The sequence below is a fragment of the Arthrobacter sp. MYb214 genome (genome assembly GCF_002979865.1).
Lineage (GTDB): Bacteria > Actinomycetota > Actinomycetes > Actinomycetales > Micrococcaceae > Glutamicibacter.
Window position 1 is genome coordinate 729,030 of sequence record NZ_PCPZ01000001.1, and the last position, 17,509, is coordinate 746,538.

Sequence of the window (17,509 nt, forward strand, 5' to 3'; positions counted from 1 at the left end):
CTCCCATTGTCCCGCCCACCTCAACGGAACTCGAGGGTTGGTGACAAAACACTCAGCTCAGCCAGTTCGACATGTCGTAGAATGTTTCAGTGTCTTCTGTAACTCCCAGCCTTGTCATCAACGAGCTGGCTAAAGATTTAGGTCCAGTCCCCGCCTTGGACAATCGCATGTTGCGAGTCCTGGAGTCGGTGTCCCTAAAAGCTTATCCGGGTCAGGTCACCACGCTTTTAGGAGCTAACGGAGCCGGCAAATCCACGACCCTCGCTTGTGCCCAGGGGCTGCTTCAGCCCGAAGGCGGAACCGTCGAACTCCTGGGCCAGAACCCCTTCGGCGACAATCCCGAATTGCGTTCCCGCGTCGGAGTCATGCTCCAAGACGGAGGGTTGCCACCCTCAATGCGACCGGTTCCGCTCTTGAGGCACGTCGCTTCCCTCTATCAGAAGCCCATTGATATTGATGCGTTGATCACACGGTTGGATCTCGAATCATTTGGCACCCGCACGATCCGCCGTCTCTCTGGTGGCCAGAAGCAGCGCGTCGCCTTGGCCCTGGCGCTGGCCGGAGATCCGGAAGTGCTCTTCCTCGATGAACCAAGTGCTGGGCTGGATCCGCAGTCCCGCCAGGTAGTCTTCGACCTCATTGCCGAACTTCGCGATGCAGGAAAGGCCATCATCCTCACCACCCACCTCATGGATGACGCGCAACGCCTCAGCGACTACGTCTACATCATCGACAAGGGCTGCACCGTGGCGCAAGGCACCGTGGCCGAGCTGACGGCCCGCGCTGCCGAAGACCAGGACACCCGCCCGGTGTCCTTCTCCGCCCCAGCAGGGCTGCGCCTACCTGAACCACCGGCAGGATTGCACCTGGAGGAGACCGGAGTCGGCCAATACCGGCTCGACGGGGTCAACTCCCCCGAACACTTGAACTGGCTAACCCATTGGTGGCTCCAGGAGGGCATTTTGCCAACCGAGCTCAACTTGCAGTCACGAAGCCTCGAAGACGTTTTCCTCGAAATCGCACAGAAGGAGGGAAGGGCATGAGCCAAACACAGGCACGCTCCAATGCTGTCTCGCCACTGCGCCGAATCCTGAACCAGGGTAAATACGAATCCATCCAGATGCTCAGCAATGGCGAACAGCTCATTCTCGCTGTTGTCATGCCGCTCATTGCGCTCTTCGTGCTCACCCTGACCGATCTGGTCAAGGATGTCGCAGACCGCAGCATTGATGCCGCCGTTCCTGGCGTCTTGGCCTTGTGCGTCATTTCGACGGCTTTCACCGGGCAGGGAATTGGCACCGGATTTGACCGCCGCTATGGCGTGCTGACCATGTTCTCCACTACGCCGCTGGGGAAAACCGGACTGATTTTCGGCAAGGTCATTGCCGTGCTGTCGGTCCTGCTGATCCAGGTCGTCTTAATCTGCTCTGTCTCCTTGTTGTTCCTGGACTGGCATCCGAACCCCTGGGGCATTGCTCCGGCTATACTCTTCCTGCTCTTGGGCGCAGCCGCGTTTACCGCGCTAGGCCTGCTGATTGCCGGCACCGTCCGCCCTGAAGCGACGTTGGCGATCACCAACCTTGCCTGGATCCTGCTGGCCGGTGCCGGCGGTGTCCTCTACCCCTTGAGCATGGCCCCTGATTGGGCCCAGCCAACCCTGAATGCGCTGCCATCGGCAGCGCTGGGCGATGCCATGCGCGATGCCCTGATCCACGGCCAGTTCAGCATTGCTGGCCTTATCTTCTTGATCCTTTGGTCAGCAGTTGGCTCCTTTGCAGCCATCAAGCTGTTCAAATGGAGCTGACCACCACCCAAATTCCGAAAAGGGAGATTTCAATGTCTTCAGCCCAAGCCACCCAGAGCTGGGCCGATAAACTGCCCACGAAGGTCACTCGCCTCGTGCATGGTCTCGCGATCGCATCCCTGATCTCGCAGATTGGCATTATCGTCACCGGTGGAGCCGTACGCTTGACGAATTCGGGCCTCGGCTGCTCCCACTGGCCCAATTGCGTTCCCGGTTCGATGACCCCTGTCCCGGAAATGGGCATCCATGGAATCATCGAGTTCGGCAACCGCCTGCTGACCTTTGTCCTGCTGGTCATCGCTGTCGCGTTCCTGATCTCCATCTGGAAGATGCGCCCTACCCACCGCACCCTGTTCAAGCTGTCCATCGGCTTGCTCGCCGGCATCGCGTTGCAGGCACTCATCGGAGCCATCACCGTGTGGACCGGACTGAACGCTTGGGTCGTTTCGGTGCACTTCCTGATTTCCGGCGCACTGGTCATCATGGCAACATTCCAGGTGAACCGCACCGCCAAGGAACTGAAGAACCGCAAGTTCGATCAGAGCAGCAAGTCGATCCGCCAGCTCTCCTTCGCCGCATGGATCTTCTCCCTGCTCGCAGTGGCATTCGGAACTATCGTGACCGGCACCGGACCGCATGCAGGCGATGCCGATGCCCCGCGCCACTTGTTCGATCCACTGCTGGTAACCCGCATGCATACTGCTCCGGTGTACTTGCTCGTTGCCGCAACCATCGTGGTGCTGATTCTGGCCTACAAGCAGGGCGGAAACATCCAGCTTCGCATCGCCATCTGGTGGCTTGTCGCGGCAATTGCGGTCCAGGCAGCAATTGGCTACATCCAGCATTTCAATGGGCTGCCAGTCGCCCTGGTACTCTCCCACATGCTCGGCGCGAGCTTGCTGCTTGCCGCCTCCGCAAACGTCTGGGATCGGGCTGCCATCCTTCCGGAATACCAGCGCAACGATTCCTAGAATCCTGAGTAAATGACTGGGGGTTGCCCTGCACTCGATGTGCAAGGCAACCCCCAGTTGCTTAACGCTGTCCCCCGGCCGTTCCACGGCGCGTGAACCACATCAAACCATAAAGTCCAAAGAAGAAATAGACTGTTCCGGCTAGCCAGAATGCCGCAAGCAGCAGGCCTTGATCCACGGTGGAAACCGCAAGAAGGGCGGCGCCGTTAGCGCAGGTAGCCCATAGAGCAATCCGGGAATTGGACAAGAACCCGATGCCGCCGGCCAAGCCCAGGGCAAGGTATGCGTACAAGGCGACGTTCGGCTCGATACTCGTGAACGATGCGGCTCCCAGGAGCACGACTGGCAATAGCAGAGCAGTGCCACCAATGATGCGGATCAACTTTGAACGCGGTTCTCGATTCACCGATTTGGACGAACGCCCATTGATTCCGACTAGCATCCATGCTGCGACCATTGACGGGATATAGAAGATTCCACTGCTGGTAATTAATCCGGCAACGAGCGCTGTCATGCACAAGGCCGCCGCGTAGCCGTAGATTCGTGCCGCTTTTCCCTTCATGACCGCGGTGGCCGCTACGCCAAGTCCGAATATTGCGAAGATCAGCAGTTGCAATGCGCCTTGCTCATATATCGAGTCGTAGCTACTGCCCTCACCTTCTGGCACAGAAGCGCCAAAAATCAGGTCACCCAGGGTATCTGCCAGAGTCGTATCGATGATGGAGACAAGGACACCGAGGACCAGTGCCACCGCACCGAGCACCAAGCTATTCCTGCGTAGGATGGCCCGCTCCTGCGGAGCCGCGTACTCGGCCATCAGAGGGGCTGCAACAGCTTCAGGACTGCCTAGCGCGGCGAGGATTTGGTCATCATCCCTGCCTAGGGCTCGGCCATCCTCGATATGCTGCGCCACATCCTCCAGAAGCTCTACGCCCATATCCCTTGGAGCACCGCGCAGGAGCTTCCCCAATTCCCGCAAATACGCTTCCGCACTGTACTGCTCAGCTGTCGATGCCATGTTGCTCTCCAAGTAGATCGGTGACTTGCATTGAAATTGCTTCCCATACCCCGCGGAACTCGCCAACCATCAGATGCCCGTGCTCGGTAATGGTGTAGTACTTCCGTTTGCGTCCCGACGCGCCTTCTTCCCAGTAGGTTTCTACCAGCCCAGTGGCTTTCATGCGCGCCAGCAACGGATACAGGCTCCCCTCGCCGGCGGTAAGCTTCCGCGCGGTGAGCTCTTCTGCCAGCTCCAACCCGTATTTATCTCCGCTGGCTAACGAAGCCAGCACACAGTACTCAAGGACGCCCTTGCGTATATTCGTGGCGATTTTCTCGCGTTGATCGGACATGCGATAACCATACCTTGCGTAGCAAGACTTGCATAGCAAGATCTAGTCTTATTTCCCTCGATGAGAGTAATTTCTGCCTAAACGCATAGTGCGCATGCATTGGCCGATGCGAAGGGCAACTACGCTCGAACGCAGAAAAGCGCCCTTCCTGGAATCCATTTTCATTTGGATTCCAGGAAGGGCGCTAACCGACGCTCAGCTGCGGCGTTGAACCTAGCCGAACAGCGGGCTACCCACGAACGGGTCAATGGCCAAGGCCAGGAATACGATCGACAAGTAGGTAATGGAGATATGGAAGACCTTCATGGCCTTGCGGTTGATCTCAGCCGGCTTATGGTCGCTCTGCGCTTCGCGGTAGAGCACGTGCGATTCGTAGACGAACCAGATGCCCGCGCCACCAGCGATTGCGGTGTAAACGATTCCTGCGCTACCCAGTGGGACCAGCAGCATCGAGCAAACGACAGTGGCCCAAGCGTAGAGCACAACCTGTACCGAAACGCGGCGAGCGTTGGCGATCGCGCCCAGCATAGGCACTGAAGCCGCGTTGTAGTCATCCGCATACTTCATGGACAGCGGCCAGTAATGCGGCGGGGTCCAGAGGAAGATCACCAGGAACAGGATGATCGCTGGCCATTCAATTGTGTTGGTCACTGCGGCCCAAGCGATCAGCACAGGCATGCAGCCGGCGATGCCACCCCAGACAATGTTCTGAGCGGTACGGCGCTTGAGGATCAAAGTGTAGAACACGACGTAGAGGAGGATTGCAGCCAGGCCCAAGGCGGTCGTCAGCGGATTGGTGCCAACCCAGAGAACCACCAGGGAGGCTATGGCCAATACCCAAGAGAAGACCAGTGCTTCCCTCGGGGTGAGGTCCCCAGTGACTAAAGGGCGCCCCTTGGTACGCTTCATCAACTTATCCATATCGCGATCGATATAGCAGTTGAATGCACCAGAAGCACCTGCGGCCATAGCTCCACCAACAAGGGTGGAGATCATGAGCCAGACGGAGGGGAAACCCCGTTCGGCAAAGATCATGGTCGGAAGGGTGCTCACTAGCAGCAACTCGATTACGCGAGGCTTCGTCAACGCCACGTAGGCATTGGCCTTGCGCTTCAGAAAATCGCCGGCATTTTCATCAGGCTGACGCGATGCGCGGGGCACTGATGCTGCGGCGACACTTTGAGTCTTCAATTAAACGCACTCAGTTCTTCACGGGTACAAGACAGACACTGTCATTCTACGCTGGATAGAAATTGATTGAAACTCCCCAGGAGAGGATCACAGTTGAAAAATGGTGATTTGGCTCAATTCAAGACGCTACAATCGCCTGCCCGGCGGCTAGCCATGCACCTTTGCGGCCTCACGCTCCCATCGGATTCTGCTCCTCGAACCGATCTTCCGCAGGCAGCCCCCGCCCCAACCAGCGTTTCCCGCGAACCGTTGCAGCACGCCAAAGTCGACAAGCCGGGAGCCTTCGATGGAATAACCCCGCGCGGCGGGAGAACTCATCCAGTTCCAAATGCCCAACAGCATTTCGGCAGATTGCGCGCGGTCCCCCGGACCCTGCTCCCAAATGAACAAAGATGGCAACTGATGGCCGCTAGTGGAACAAATCTTGTTCTTTGTAGCGTTGGCTGGTTGCCGTGCACCGGCTGGCAGAAGTGCCCGGCCACCCATATCCCCCGGCTGCCACCTGCGCACGAATGCGCATAATGCCTGAGCAATTCGCTCACTCCATGGCATGAATAGCCGTATCAAGTCCACCTTCTGCGCAAACCGAATAATTCTGTGTCATCTTGCTAAATCCAACGCCCCAATACGCCTTTTCGCGATAGAGTTGACTCAGATTGCGCCGTCGCGACCTGCATCCCTCTGAATAAAGCACAGCCGGAGGAAGCAGGAGGCGACGGCGTATTGCGTGTCAGCGGGAGATATCTCCCGTCCAAGCCTGAATGGAAGGAACGCCGCTGTGGCGACTGAATCCTTAGTTGAAGAATTCTCACTGACCGAGTTGGACCGTAAGGCCATCGACACCACCCGTGTCCTGGCAGCCGACGCCGTCGAAAAGGTTGGCAATGGCCACCCCGGTACCGCAATGAGCTTGGCTCCGGCCGCCTACTTGATTTTCCAGAAGCACCTGCGCCACGATCCGAAGGATCCGAACTGGATCGGCCGCGACCGTTTCGTGCTTTCCCCGGGCCACACCTCGCTGACCCTGTACCTGCAGCTGTTCCTCTCGGGCTACGGCCTGGAGATGGAAGACATCGAAGCGCTGCGCACCTGGGGCGCCAAGACCCCGGGCCACCCGGAATTCGGCCACACCGCCGGCGTTGAGATCACCACCGGTCCGCTGGGCCAGGGCCTGGCTTCCGCCGTTGGTTTCGCCTACTCCCAGCGCCGCATGCGCGGCCTGCTGGATCCAGCTGCCGAGGCAGGGACCAGCCCGTTCGACCACACTGTCTACGTCATCGCTTCCGATGGCGACCTGCAGGAAGGCGTCACCTCCGAGGCCTCCTCGCTGGCCGGCCACCAGGAACTGGGCAACCTCGTTGTGATCTACGATGACAACAAGATCTCCATCGAGAACGACACCGACATCGCCTTCACCGAAGACGTGCTGGGCCGCTACGAGTCCTACGGCTGGCACACCCAGCGCGTGGACTGGACCGTCACCGGAGAATACGTCGAGGACATGGCCGCACTCGATGCTGCTGTGCGCGCCGCGAAGGCCGAGACCACCCGCCCATCGATCATCAGCCTGCGCACCATCATCGGCTGGCCATCGCCGACCAAGCAGAACACCGGCGGCATCCACGGCTCGAAGCTGGGTACCGACGAAGTTGCTGGCCTGAAGACGATCCTGGGCTTCGACCCCGAGAAGAACTTCCAGATCGAGGACGATGTACTGGCTCACGCCCGCGAGGTCGTAACCCGCGGTGCGCAGCTGCACGCCTCGTGGAACGAGACCTTCGAGGCCTGGAAGTCAGCCAATCCGGAAGAAGCCGCCCTGCTTGAGCGCCTGCAGGCTGGCGAATTGCCAGAGGGCTGGACCGAGAAGATCCCGGCCTTCGAGCCAGGCTCCACCATGGCTACCCGCGCCGCGTCGGGCAAGGTCATCAACGCGATCGCCGATGAATTGCCAGAACTCTGGGGCGGCTCTGCCGACCTCGCCGGTTCGAACAACACCACCATCGAGACCGCGAAGTCCTTCGCTCCAGAGCGCCGCTCCACCGATTCCTGGTCCGCCAGCCCGTACGGCCGCGTGCTGCACTTCGGCATCCGCGAGCACGCCGCCGCCTCGATCGTGAACGGCATCGTGCTCTCCAGCCCGACCCGTGCATTCTCCGGAACCTTCCTGATCTTCTCGGACTACCAGCGTCCGGCGATCCGCTTGGCCGCGCTGATGGGTGTCCCCTCGATCTTCGTGTGGACCCACGACTCCATCGGCCTGGGCGAAGACGGCCCGACCCACCAGCCAGTGGAGCAGCTCGCTTCGCTGCGCATCATCCCCAACTTCGACGTCGTCCGCCCAGCGGATGCCAACGAAGTCGCCTACGCATGGCGCGGCATCCTCGAGCTGACCGACACCCCGTCGGGCATCGTCCTCTCCCGCCAGAACCTGCCAATCTACGACCGCGCGGCCACCGGCTTCCGCGGCGCCGAAGGCACGCTGAAGGGCGGCTACATCCTCGCCGAGGCTGTGCGCGATGGCGCGGAGACCACTCCGGATGTCATCTTGCTGGCCACCGGCTCCGAGGTCGAGCTGGCTATCGAGGCCCGCGAAGCCCTGGCTGCCAAGAACGTCGCGGCCCGCGTCGTTTCGCTGCCGTCGCTGGAATGGTTCGCCAAGCAGGACGCGGCCTACCGCGAAGAGGTCCTGCCGGCAGCCATCACCGCCCGCGTTTCGGTTGAAGCCGGCGTGGCCCAGGGCTGGCGCGAGCTGGTCGGCGCGCACGGCGAAGTCATTTCGCTGGATCACTTCGGCGCTTCCGCCGATTACAAGAAGCTGTACTCCGAGTTCGGCATCACCACCGAGGCTGTTGTAGCCGCTGCCGAAACCTCCATGCAGAACGCTGCCAAGTAAGGAACCGAAGTAAAGATTATGAGCAACCCGAATACCCAGGCCCTGTCCGATGCCGGCGTCTCCATCTGGCTGGACGACCTTTCGCGTGAACGGCTGACCAGCGGCTCGCTGGCCAAGCTGATCGAAGAGAAGAACGTGGTCGGCGTGACCACCAACCCGGCAATCTTCGCGGCATCGCTGTCCAAGGCAGAGGTGTACGGCGAGGCCATCGCCGAGCAGAAGCACCGCTCGGTGGAAGACGCGATCACCGAGATCACCAGCGACGACGTGGCAGCTGCCTGCGATCTGTTCAAGGGCGTCTACGAGTCCTCCCAGGGCTTCGACGGCCGCGTGTCCATCGAGGTCGATCCCCGCCTGGCTCACGAGACCGCACCGACCATCGCCCAGGCCAAGGCCCTGTACGAGCGCGTGAACCGCGAGAACGTGCTGATCAAGATCCCGGCAACCGTCGAGGGCCTGGAAGCCATCACCGAAACCATTGCCGCCGGCATTTCGGTGAACGTCACCTTGATCTTCTCGCTGGAACGCTACCGCGAGGTCATCAACGCCTACCTGCTGGGCCTGGAGAAGGCCCACGCTGCCGGCGTGGACCTGTCCAAGATCCACTCGGTCGCTTCCTTCTTCGTTTCCCGCGTGGATTCGGAAATCGACAAGCGCCTGGACGCCATCGGCACCGATGCCGCGGCCGCCGTGCGCGGCCAGGCCGGCGTGGCCAATGCCCGCCTGGCCTACCAGGTCTTCGAAGAGTCCTTCGCTTCGGCACGCTACGAGGTGCTGGCAGCTGCCGGCGCCAACGTCCAGCGTCCGCTGTGGGCTTCGACCGGCGTGAAGGATCCTGCCTACCCGTCGACCCTGTACGTGACCGAACTGGTCGCGCCTCAGACCGTGAACACCATGCCGGAGAAGACCCTGGACGCCACCGCGGCTGAAGCCGAGGTGCGCGGCAACGCGATCGCCGGCGGCTACGATGCGGCCAACCGCGTGCTGGACAAGCTCGCTGCACTGGGCATCGACTACAACGAGGTCGTGGACCTGCTCGAGGTCGAAGGCGTTCAGAAGTTCGACGTCGCATGGAACGAGCTGCTTGAGGACATGGCTGTGGCATTGAAGGGAGCCAAGTAGATGGAGCTTGGTCTGGTAACCTCCGGCGAGGCCCTGGCCTCCGTCGATGCGTTGCTCCCGAAGCTGATCGAAGCGAAGATCGGCAGCCGCATCGCCGCCCAGGACCCGACCATTTGGGGTCCTGAGGCAGAAGCTGAATCGGCCATCCGCCTCGGTTGGGTCAACCCCTTCGAGGCAGCTGGAAAACTGATCCCGCAGATCCTGGATCTGCGCGATGAGCTGCAAGAAGAGGGCCTGACCCGCATCGTGCTGTGCGGCATGGGCGGCTCCTCGCTGGCTCCTGAGGTCATCACCGCCCATGACGAGGTGGAACTGGTCATCTGCGACACCACCGATCCGTCGATGGTCAAGCAGATCGTGGAAACCGACCTGCAGCGCACCGTCGTGGTGGTTGCTTCCAAGTCGGGTTCCACCGTGGAAACCGATTCGCAGCGCCGTGCGTTCACCGCAGCTTTCCAGGCTGCCGGCATTGATCCGGCGACCCGCTTGGTGCTGGTCACCGATCCGGGCTCGCCCATGGATAATCCTGATGGCGTGCGCGCGGTATTCACTGCGGATCCGAATGTCGGCGGGCGCTACTCGGCGCTGACCGCTTTCGGCCTGGTCCCTTCGGGCCTGGCCGGCGCGGACATCGAAGCCCTGGTTGAAGAATCCGGGCTGATCAACGATGTGCTGGCTCTGGACGACGAGGACAACCTCGCGCTGCACCTGGGTGCCGCCATGGCTACCGCGGGCCGCGACAAGCTGCTGATTGCCTGTGTGGGCGATGCCCTGCCGGGCTTCGGCGATTGGGCCGAGCAGCTGATCGCCGAGTCCACCGGCAAGGAAGGCAAGGGCGTGCTGCCTGTTGCCGCGCATGTGGATGCACCGGAGCTGGCGAACCCGGCTCAGGACGTGCTGCCGCTGTTCGTCTACGACGCGCTGCCTGAGGATTTCGACGAGGACGCCACCGCCGTGCACTTCAGTGCACCGCTGGGCACCGCCTTCATGATCTTCGAGTACGCCACCGCCGTGGCCGGCTACCTGCTGGGCATCAGCCCCTTCGACCAGCCTGATGTCGAGGCCGCGAAGATCGCCGCCCGTTCCATGCTCGATGCTCCGGCGCAGAGCGCTCCGGATGCAGTGGACGGACCAGTTGAGCTCTACGGCACCGGGGCCAAGACCTTGGAGGCGGCTGTGGAGCAGCTCGCCGCGCAGCTTCCGGCAGACGGCTACCTTGCCATCCAGGCATACCTGAACCGCAATGCGGACCAGGAGCTTGCCGCGCTGCGCGATCTGCTCGCCAAGAAGACCGGCCGTCCAGTCACCTTCGGCTGGGGTCCGCGCTTCTTGCACTCCACCGGCCAGTACCACAAGGGCGGCCCGGCACAGGGCGTGTTCTTGCAGGTCACCGCGGATCACAAGGAAGACCTTGGGATCCCGGAGCGTCCGTACTCCTTCGGCGGCCTGATCACCGCCCAGGCGATCGGCGATGGCGCAGTACTGGCTGACGCCGAACATAACCGCCCAGTGCTGCGCGTGAACCTCACGGACCGCGCCGCCGGAATCGCTGCCCTGCTAGAGGCAGCGAAGTAAGGCACTATGAGCAACCCACTACGCGACGCCCGCGACCGGCGGCTTAACCGCATTGCCGGTCCGGGCGCGCTGGTGTTCTTCGGAATCACCGGCGACCTTGCCCGCAAGAAACTCATGCCAGCGGTCTACGACCTGGCTAACCGCGGACTGCTTCCCCCGAATTTTGCGATTGTCGGCTTCGGCCGCCGCGACTGGACGGCACAGGACTTCGCCGACCAGGCCCGCGAATGGATCCTCGCCAGCGCCCGCACCCCCTTCAACGAAACCGTGTTCGCCCAGCTGGCCGCCGGCATGCGCTTCATCTCCGGCGCCTTCGACGATGATGGCGCCTACGAGAAGCTGGCCGCGACCCTGGACGAACTGGCCGAATCCCGGTCCACCGGGCGCAACCACGCCTTCTACCTCTCGATCCCGCCGAGCTGGTTCGAGGTTGTCTGCCAGAAGCTCTCCGAGCATAAGCTGGCCAAGGACAAGAACCCGGGCTGGGAACGCGTGGTCATCGAGAAGCCCTTCGGCCACGACCTGCAAAGCGCCCGCGAACTGAACGAGATCGTGGAGTCCGTGTTCCCGCCGGACGCGGTGTTCCGCATCGACCACTATCTGGGCAAGGAAACCGTGCAGAACCTGCTGGCTCTGCGTTTCGGCAACCAGATGTTCGAGCCGCTGTGGAACAACAAGTACGTGGACCACGTGCAGATCACCATGGCCGAGGACATCGGCATTGGCGGCCGCGCCAGCTACTACGACGGTGTGGGCGCCGCCCGCGACGTCATCCAGAACCACCTGCTCCAGCTGCTGGCGCTGACCGCCATGGAGGAACCCATTTCCTTCGACGCGGACCACCTGCGCAGCGAAAAGGAGAAGGTGCTCACCGCCGTCCAGCTGCCCGAGGACCTGGGCGCGGCCAGTGCCCGCGGCCAGTACACCTCTGGCTGGCAGGGCGCCGAGGAGGTCGTCGGCTTCCTCGACGAGGAGGGCTTCAACCCGAAGTCCAAAACCGAGACCTACGCGGCGGTGCGCCTGAACATCAATACCCGCCGCTGGTCCGGGGTGCCGTTCTACCTGCGTGCCGGCAAGCGCCTGGGCCGGCGCGTCACCGAAATCGCGGTGGTCTTCAAGAAGGCGCCGAACCTGCTGTTCACCGACCACAAGGACGACGAATTCGGCCAGAACGCGTTCGTGATCCGCGTGCAGCCCGACGAAGGCGCGACCATCCGCTTCTCCTCCAAGGTGCCCGGCACCCAGATGGAGATCCGCGATGTGACCATGGACTTCGGCTACGGCAACGCCTTCACCGAATCCTCGCCCGAGGCCTACGAGCGGCTGATCCTCGATGTGCTGCTCGGTGAGCCGCCGCTGTTCCCGCGCCATGAGGAAGTCGAGCAGTCCTGGCGCATCCTGGATCCTTTCGAGGAGTTCTGGGCCTCGCAGCCCACCCAGCCCGATCCCTACGCTCCGGGCTCCTGGGGACCCGAAAGCAGCGATGAGCTGATGGCCAAGGATGGAAGGACCTGGAGACGACCATGATGATCGATCTTCCCAACACCACCACCTCCAAGGTGGCCAAGAAGCTGATCTCCTCGCGCCGCACCCACGGCGTGGTAGCGCTCTCCCGCGTGATGACCCTGGTGGTCATCACCCGCGAGGGGTTCGCCGAGAACGCGATCGAGGCGGCCAACCTGGCCAGCCGCGAGCACCCCTGCCGGATCATCGTGGTGGTCCGCGGCAACAAGTCCGAGGCCAACCGACTGGACGTGCAAATCCGCGTGGGCGGGGACGCCGGCGCCTCCGAGGTGATCGTGATGCGCACCTACGGCCCGGATGTCGTGGCCGACGAGGCGCTGATCTCCGCACTGCTGCTGCCCGATGCGCCGATCGTGGCCTGGTGGCCGCATGGCGTGCCGCAGGATCCGGCCGGCACCGCGCTGGGCAAGCTGGCGCACCGCCGCATCACCGATTCGGCGGAAACCGAAGACCCCACCGCCGCGCTGTTCAGCCGCATCGAGACCTACCAGGCCGGCGACACCGACCTCGCCTGGACGCGGCTGACCCTGTGGCGTGCCCAGCTGGCGAGCATCATCGACCTGATCGGCACCGAGGGGCTCTCGGGCATCACCGTGAAGGGCTCGGATAATTCCCCGTCCACCACCTTGCTGGCCGCCTGGCTGACCCTGTGCCTGGACGTCCCGGTGACCATCGCCGCGGACAAGTCCAATGGCGGGCTCTCCAGCGTCCGGCTGGCACGCGAAGCCGGCGACGTGGAGCTTTCGCGCCCTTCCGGCGCGGTAGCCCACCTTTACCTGCCCGGATCGGCCCCGCAACGCATCTCCCTGCCACGGCGTTCGGTGGCCGAATGCCTGGCCGAAGAGATGCGCCGCCTGGACGCCGATGACGTCTTCGGCGAGGTCATCACCAAGGGCCTGAACCTGACCAACCTGAGGAGCATCAGATCCAGTGATCGCTAGGCAAATACTGATCCATGAGAACCCGGAAGCTACCGCCCACGCCATTGCGGCCCGGCTGATCACCGCGATCGCCGATGCACTGGCCGCCCGCGGAGTTGCCCACGTGGTGGTGACCGGCGGTTCGCTGGGCATCGCCGCCCTGGAAGCCGTCGCGGCCAACCCCGCCAAGGCCTCGGTCAACTGGTCGCAGGTGCACTTCTGGTGGGGCGACGAGCGCTTTGTCGCCACCGATTCAGCAGATCGCAACGTGCTGCAGGCCGCAGCCCTGTTCGACGCGCTGGATGAATTGGGCCTGGACCGCGCCACCGTGCACGCCATGGGCGCCAGCGACAAGTACGAGTCCGCCGAGCAGGCCGCCGCGGCCTACGCCGAGGAACTGGCCGGGGAAGCCGAAGACAGCGCCTTGAACCCCGCGTTCGATGTGCTGATGCTGGGCATGGGCCCGGACTCGCATGTCGCCTCGCTCTTCCCGAACCACACCCGGTCCGATGAGCCAGGAGTCATCGCGGTCCACGACTCCCCCAAGCCGCCTGCGCACCGCGTCACGCTCACCATGGGCACCATCAACACCGCCAAGGAGGTCTGGCTGATCGTGGCCGGTGCCGACAAGGCGCCGGCGCTGGCCAAGGCCCAGCACGAGGTCAACGAGACTGCTGTCCCGGCCTCCGCCGTGCACGGCACCCAAGCGACCCGCTGGATCATCGACCGCGCCGCGGCCACCTTGCTCTAGCCTGCACCGCATCGCCGGTGCCGCGATCCTGCACTCCAGGATCACGGCACCGGCCTTTGCTTTCCCCTCGCCACCTGCCCGAAAGGTTCCCATGCATTCCGCCCCGCTGCCCGATGCCGCGCAGCCATCCCGCAAGGTCACGGTGATCGGCGCCGGCGTCATCGGGCTCTCCACCGCCCATGAGCTGGCTGCCGCCGGCCACCAGGTCACCGTCATCGCCGACCAGCTGCCGCTGCAGACCGTCTCCGCGGTGGCCGCAGCCATCTGGTTCCCGTACCACTCGGAGAACTCCGCAGCCGCCGATCTGCTGCTCGCCCGTTCGCTGGCACGCTTCGAGGAGCTCTCCGGCATCAAGGAAACCGGCATCGACCTGCGCCGCGGCCTGAATCTGGAAGCGTCCCCGGAGGAAGACCGCTCTTGGGCACAGATCGTCGCCAACGCCGCCGAAGCCCCAGCAGAAGACATCCCGCGCATTGCCGCCGCCGGCATGCGTGCCACCGTCCCGGTGATCACTATGCCTCTCTACCTCTCCTGGCTGCATGAACAAGCCTTGGCCAAGGGCGTCAAGTTCATCCAGCGCACCATCGAATCCATCGACGAGTTGCAGGAGGAGGCCGACGCCGTCGTATTGGCCGCGGGCCTGCGTGGCGGCGAACTCACCGGGGATGACGGCACTGTCTACCCCATCCGAGGCCAGGTGATTCGCCTGGCAAACACCGCAGGGTTGGTCCACTGGCTCTGCTATGACGAGCATCCCCAGGGCGTCACCTACATCATTCCGCGCCGCGATGACATCATTGTTGGCGGTACCGACGTGGCCAACGACTTCAACGCCGAGGTCGACCCGCAGACCGCCACCGACATGCTGCGCCGTGCCATCGGCCTGGTCCCCCAGCTGGCCGGCTGCGAGATCCTGGAGCACAAGGTGGGGCTGCGCCCGGCACGCGAGACGATCCGCCTGGAGCGCGTCGACGGGCACGCGGTGCCTGTCATTGCGGCCTACGGCCACGGCGGGGCTGGGGTCACCCTTTCCTGGGGTACCGCACAGCGGGTCGTGGAATTGCTCGAAACTTAGCAGTACCAGCGGCAAACCGGCAGCCACGCGTTTTCCGCGTGGCTGCCGGTCTGCTTTAACCGGCGGCGGGACTGTGGCAGAACGGACCAGGCGCTCCCGCAGGTCCGCTATCAACTACGGGCCAGGTGACGGGAATCACCATTGACACCGGCTTTTCCGAGCGTATTATTTCATTCGTACTACTCGTCCCACGGTTTCGCGAGACGTTATTTCGACCATTGCGATCTCCATGAATCTTCCCAATGCGCGGTCCGCCGCGCAGCACAGCGTGCTGGCCAAACCCGCACGCGCAGTAGCCTTCGCCTTTGCCGGCGCAATCCTCATTGGCGGATTGCTCCTGTCTTCACCGGCGGCCAACACGCAAGGCACCTTCACATCCTTGGTGGACGGGATCTTCACCGCGACGTCAGCGGTGTGCGTCACCGGCCTGACTGTCTTGGATACGGCAACCCACTACACCCTCTTCGGCAAGATCGTCATCCTGGTCCTGATCCAGGTCGGCGGCCTGGGTCTGATGCTCGTCGCATCATTGCTGAGCATGCTGGTCATGGGCCGAATCGGCTACCTCACCCGGCTCTCCACCCAGCGCGAAAGCTCCGCCGTTTCCGGCGCCGACGTGCGCACCTCGGCATTGATGATCATCAAGCTGTCATTGGCCATCGAATCCGCAGTGGCCTTCGTCTTGGCCCTCCGCTTCTGGCTGGCCTACGACTACGAACCCGCCAGGGCGATCTGGCATGGCCTGTTCCATGCGGTCTCTTCCTTCAATAACGCGGGATTCGCCCTCTACTCGAATAACCTGATGGATTTCGTCGCGGACCCGTGGCTATGCATCCCCATCAGCATCGCCATCATCCTCGGCGGCTTGGGCTTCCCGGTTCTGGTCCAGCTCAGGCATCACTGGCGGAATTCGCTGAAGTGGACGATGAACACTCGCCTGGTCCTGCTCATGACCGCATTGCTGCTGCTTGGCGGCACCATCTTCATCACCGCCATGGAATGGTCCAATCCGAAGACGCTGGGCGAGCTTGAACCTGCCCAGCGGATCCTGGCTGGATTCTTCCAATCGGTGCAGACACGTACCGCTGGCTTCAATTCCATCGATATCGGCGCGATGCATCCAGCCTCCTGGCTGGGCATGGATGTGCTGATGTTCATCGGCGGAGGGCCTGCCGGCACCGCCGGCGGCATCAAGATCACCACGGCTGCGATCCTGCTGTTCATCATCATGACCGAACTTCGCGGCGAGACCGCCGTCAATGTCCTGGGCAAGCGCCTGTCCCGCTCGGTGCACCGGCAGGCCATCACGGTGGCGCTGATGGGCGTAGCGGCCGTATTCGTCGGCACCATGGGCCTGCTGCTGCTGACCGGCTATTCCCTGGACCGCTGCCTCTTTGAAGCCACCTCCGCATTCGGCACCGTCGGGTTGTCCACCGGCATTACCCCGGATTTGCCGGACCCTGCCAAGGGCATCCTCATTGCATTGATGTACCTGGGCCGCGTCGGGGTCCTCTCGCTGGGCTCCGCGCTGGCCCTGCGCGATCGAAAAGCGCTCTACGAACTCCCCAAGGAAAGGCCTTCAATTGGCTAAGCTACTGAATTTTCGAAATGACGCCAAGGGCCTGTCTAAGGCGGACTCCGTTGCAGTGATCGGGCTCGGGCGATTTGGCGAATCCCTGGCCTTGGAACTGATGAAGTCCGGTACCCATGTCCTGGGCATTGACGTGCACGAGAACATCGTCCAGTCCCTGAATGGGGAATTGACTCAGGTGGTTCGCGCCGACGCCTCAAGCCGGGAAATCCTTGAACAGCTCTCGATCCACGAGTTCGACCGCGTGGTGGTTGCCGTAGGCAGCCACCTGCAGTCATCCATCCTGTGCTGCTCGCTCTTGGTCAGCATGGGGATCCCGCAGATCTGGGCCAAGGCGCAGGACGATCGGCACGGTCTGATCCTGGAGCAGCTCGGAATCCACCACATCGTCTACCCGGAGAAGGATATGGGCAAGCGAGTCGCCCACCTGGTGCGCGGATCCATGATGGACTACCTGGAAGTCGATCCAGGCTATGCCATGGTGAAAATGAGCGCACCAGCCACATTGCACGGTGTGAAACTCAGTGATGCCGGGGTACGCAATAAATACCGGGTGACCATCGCTGCCACGACCAATGCGGCCGGCGAATGGAAGAACACGGACGGAAACACCGTCCTGCAGACCGGAGACAAGATCCTCGTGCTGGGATCGATTGCCGATACCGAGAAGTTCGGGCAACTGGCCTGAGACGCGCAATAGGCGCCTTCCACATGATGTGGAAGGCGCCTATTGACTGCTA

At 62.6% G+C, this 17,509-nt stretch carries 15 protein-coding genes; 12 read left to right on the top strand and 3 right to left on the bottom strand.

The genetic code is table 11. The features are described 5' to 3' along the window. Nucleotides 1–89 precede the first annotated feature (89 nt). The 3 genes from CQ012_RS03375 to CQ012_RS03385 are packed head-to-tail and all read left to right on the top strand — an operon-like array spanning nucleotide 90 to nucleotide 2,775. Nucleotides 90–1,043 carry an ABC transporter ATP-binding protein gene (locus CQ012_RS03375; RefSeq protein ID WP_105656648.1) on the top strand — a complete coding sequence of 318 codons (954 nt, stop codon included), beginning with the start codon at nucleotides 90–92 and terminating at the stop codon, nucleotides 1,041–1,043. Continuing rightward, nucleotides 1,040–1,804, top strand: coding sequence for an ABC transporter permease (locus tag CQ012_RS03380; protein WP_105656649.1), 765 nt, complete (start codon nucleotides 1,040–1,042; stop codon nucleotides 1,802–1,804). Before CQ012_RS03375 ends, CQ012_RS03380 begins: the two co-directional genes overlap by 4 nt. Before the next feature lie 32 nt (nucleotides 1,805–1,836). After that, nucleotides 1,837–2,775 carry a COX15/CtaA family protein gene (locus CQ012_RS03385; RefSeq protein ID WP_105656845.1) on the top strand — a complete coding sequence of 313 codons (939 nt, stop codon included), beginning with the start codon at nucleotides 1,837–1,839 and terminating at the stop codon, nucleotides 2,773–2,775. A gap of 61 nt (nucleotides 2,776–2,836) precedes the next feature. Here CQ012_RS03385 and CQ012_RS03390 read toward each other — a convergent pair whose 3' ends face one another. From CQ012_RS03390 to CQ012_RS03400, 3 genes are all read right to left on the bottom strand, one after another. After that, nucleotides 2,837–3,793, bottom strand: a complete 957-nt coding sequence (locus CQ012_RS03390) for a DUF1700 domain-containing protein (protein WP_105661451.1) — start codon at nucleotides 3,791–3,793, stop codon at nucleotides 2,837–2,839. Beyond that, nucleotides 3,777–4,127, bottom strand: coding sequence for a PadR family transcriptional regulator (locus CQ012_RS03395; RefSeq protein WP_105656651.1), 351 nt, complete (start codon nucleotides 4,125–4,127; stop codon nucleotides 3,777–3,779). Before CQ012_RS03395 ends, CQ012_RS03390 begins: the two co-directional genes overlap by 17 nt. A 213-nt stretch (nucleotides 4,128–4,340) precedes the next feature. Next, entirely contained in the window at nucleotides 4,341–5,288 is a 948-nt protein-coding gene (locus tag CQ012_RS03400; protein WP_105656652.1) for a heme o synthase, read from the bottom strand. A gap of 808 nt (nucleotides 5,289–6,096) precedes the next feature. Between CQ012_RS03400 and tkt the strand changes: the two genes are divergently transcribed. The 9 genes from tkt to CQ012_RS03450 all read left to right on the top strand — a co-directional run bounded on the left by tkt (nucleotide 6,097) and on the right by CQ012_RS03450 (nucleotide 17,457). Continuing rightward, nucleotides 6,097–8,211, top strand: coding sequence for a transketolase (gene tkt, locus CQ012_RS03410; RefSeq protein WP_105656654.1), 2,115 nt, complete (start codon nucleotides 6,097–6,099; stop codon nucleotides 8,209–8,211). A gap of 18 nt (nucleotides 8,212–8,229) precedes the next feature. After that, a complete protein-coding gene (gene tal, locus CQ012_RS03415; protein WP_105656655.1) occupies nucleotides 8,230–9,333 on the top strand; it encodes a transaldolase in 1,104 nt (367 codons plus the stop codon). Beyond that, nucleotides 9,334–10,908, top strand: a complete 1,575-nt coding sequence (locus CQ012_RS03420; protein WP_105656656.1) for a phosphoglucose isomerase-related protein — start codon at nucleotides 9,334–9,336, stop codon at nucleotides 10,906–10,908. It begins immediately after the preceding gene. Nucleotides 10,909–10,914: 6 nt separating this feature from the next. After that, nucleotides 10,915–12,435 carry a glucose-6-phosphate dehydrogenase gene (gene zwf, locus CQ012_RS03425; protein WP_105656657.1) on the top strand — a complete coding sequence of 507 codons (1,521 nt, stop codon included), beginning with the start codon at nucleotides 10,915–10,917 and terminating at the stop codon, nucleotides 12,433–12,435. Next, a complete protein-coding gene (locus CQ012_RS03430) occupies nucleotides 12,432–13,373 on the top strand; it encodes a glucose-6-phosphate dehydrogenase assembly protein OpcA (RefSeq protein ID WP_105656658.1) in 942 nt (313 codons plus the stop codon). The genes zwf and CQ012_RS03430 overlap by 4 nt, the downstream gene beginning before the upstream one ends. Next, nucleotides 13,363–14,103, top strand: a complete 741-nt coding sequence (gene pgl / locus CQ012_RS03435) for a 6-phosphogluconolactonase (RefSeq protein WP_105656659.1) — start codon at nucleotides 13,363–13,365, stop codon at nucleotides 14,101–14,103. The genes CQ012_RS03430 and pgl overlap by 11 nt, the downstream gene beginning before the upstream one ends. Before the next feature lie 91 nt (nucleotides 14,104–14,194). Next, nucleotides 14,195–15,178 (top strand): FAD-dependent oxidoreductase, encoded by a 984-nt coding sequence (locus CQ012_RS03440; protein WP_105656660.1) that lies wholly within the window; start codon nucleotides 14,195–14,197, stop codon nucleotides 15,176–15,178. A 229-nt stretch (nucleotides 15,179–15,407) separates the two neighbouring features. Next, nucleotides 15,408–16,769, top strand: coding sequence for a TrkH family potassium uptake protein (locus tag CQ012_RS03445; protein ID WP_105656661.1), 1,362 nt, complete (start codon nucleotides 15,408–15,410; stop codon nucleotides 16,767–16,769). After that, the gene (locus tag CQ012_RS03450; RefSeq protein ID WP_181148794.1) at nucleotides 16,762–17,457 is read left to right on the top strand and encodes a potassium channel family protein; all 696 of its coding nucleotides are present in this window, start codon (nucleotides 16,762–16,764) and stop codon (nucleotides 17,455–17,457) included. The genes CQ012_RS03445 and CQ012_RS03450 overlap by 8 nt, the downstream gene beginning before the upstream one ends. Nucleotides 17,458–17,509 lie beyond the last annotated feature (52 nt).

What these genes read in the sequence shown, in the direction of transcription:
- CQ012_RS03440 (WP_105656660.1), top strand. Translation starts at nt 14,195, where the DNA reads ATGCATTCCGCCCCGCTGCCCGATGCCGCGCAGCCATCCCGCAAGGTC.
- CQ012_RS03390 (WP_105661451.1), bottom strand. Translation starts at nt 3,793, where the DNA reads ATGGCATCGACAGCTGAGCAGTACAGTGCGGAAGCGTATTTGCGGGAA.
- CQ012_RS03445 (WP_105656661.1), top strand. Translation starts at nt 15,408, where the DNA reads ATGAATCTTCCCAATGCGCGGTCCGCCGCGCAGCACAGCGTGCTGGCC.
- CQ012_RS03420 (WP_105656656.1), top strand. Translation starts at nt 9,334, where the DNA reads ATGGAGCTTGGTCTGGTAACCTCCGGCGAGGCCCTGGCCTCCGTCGAT.
- zwf (WP_105656657.1), top strand. Translation starts at nt 10,915, where the DNA reads ATGAGCAACCCACTACGCGACGCCCGCGACCGGCGGCTTAACCGCATT.
- CQ012_RS03430 (WP_105656658.1), top strand. Translation starts at nt 12,432, where the DNA reads ATGATGATCGATCTTCCCAACACCACCACCTCCAAGGTGGCCAAGAAG.
- CQ012_RS03380 (WP_105656649.1), top strand. Translation starts at nt 1,040, where the DNA reads ATGAGCCAAACACAGGCACGCTCCAATGCTGTCTCGCCACTGCGCCGA.
- tal (WP_105656655.1), top strand. Translation starts at nt 8,230, where the DNA reads ATGAGCAACCCGAATACCCAGGCCCTGTCCGATGCCGGCGTCTCCATC.
- CQ012_RS03395 (WP_105656651.1), bottom strand. Translation starts at nt 4,127, where the DNA reads ATGTCCGATCAACGCGAGAAAATCGCCACGAATATACGCAAGGGCGTC.
- CQ012_RS03385 (WP_105656845.1), top strand. Translation starts at nt 1,837, where the DNA reads ATGTCTTCAGCCCAAGCCACCCAGAGCTGGGCCGATAAACTGCCCACG.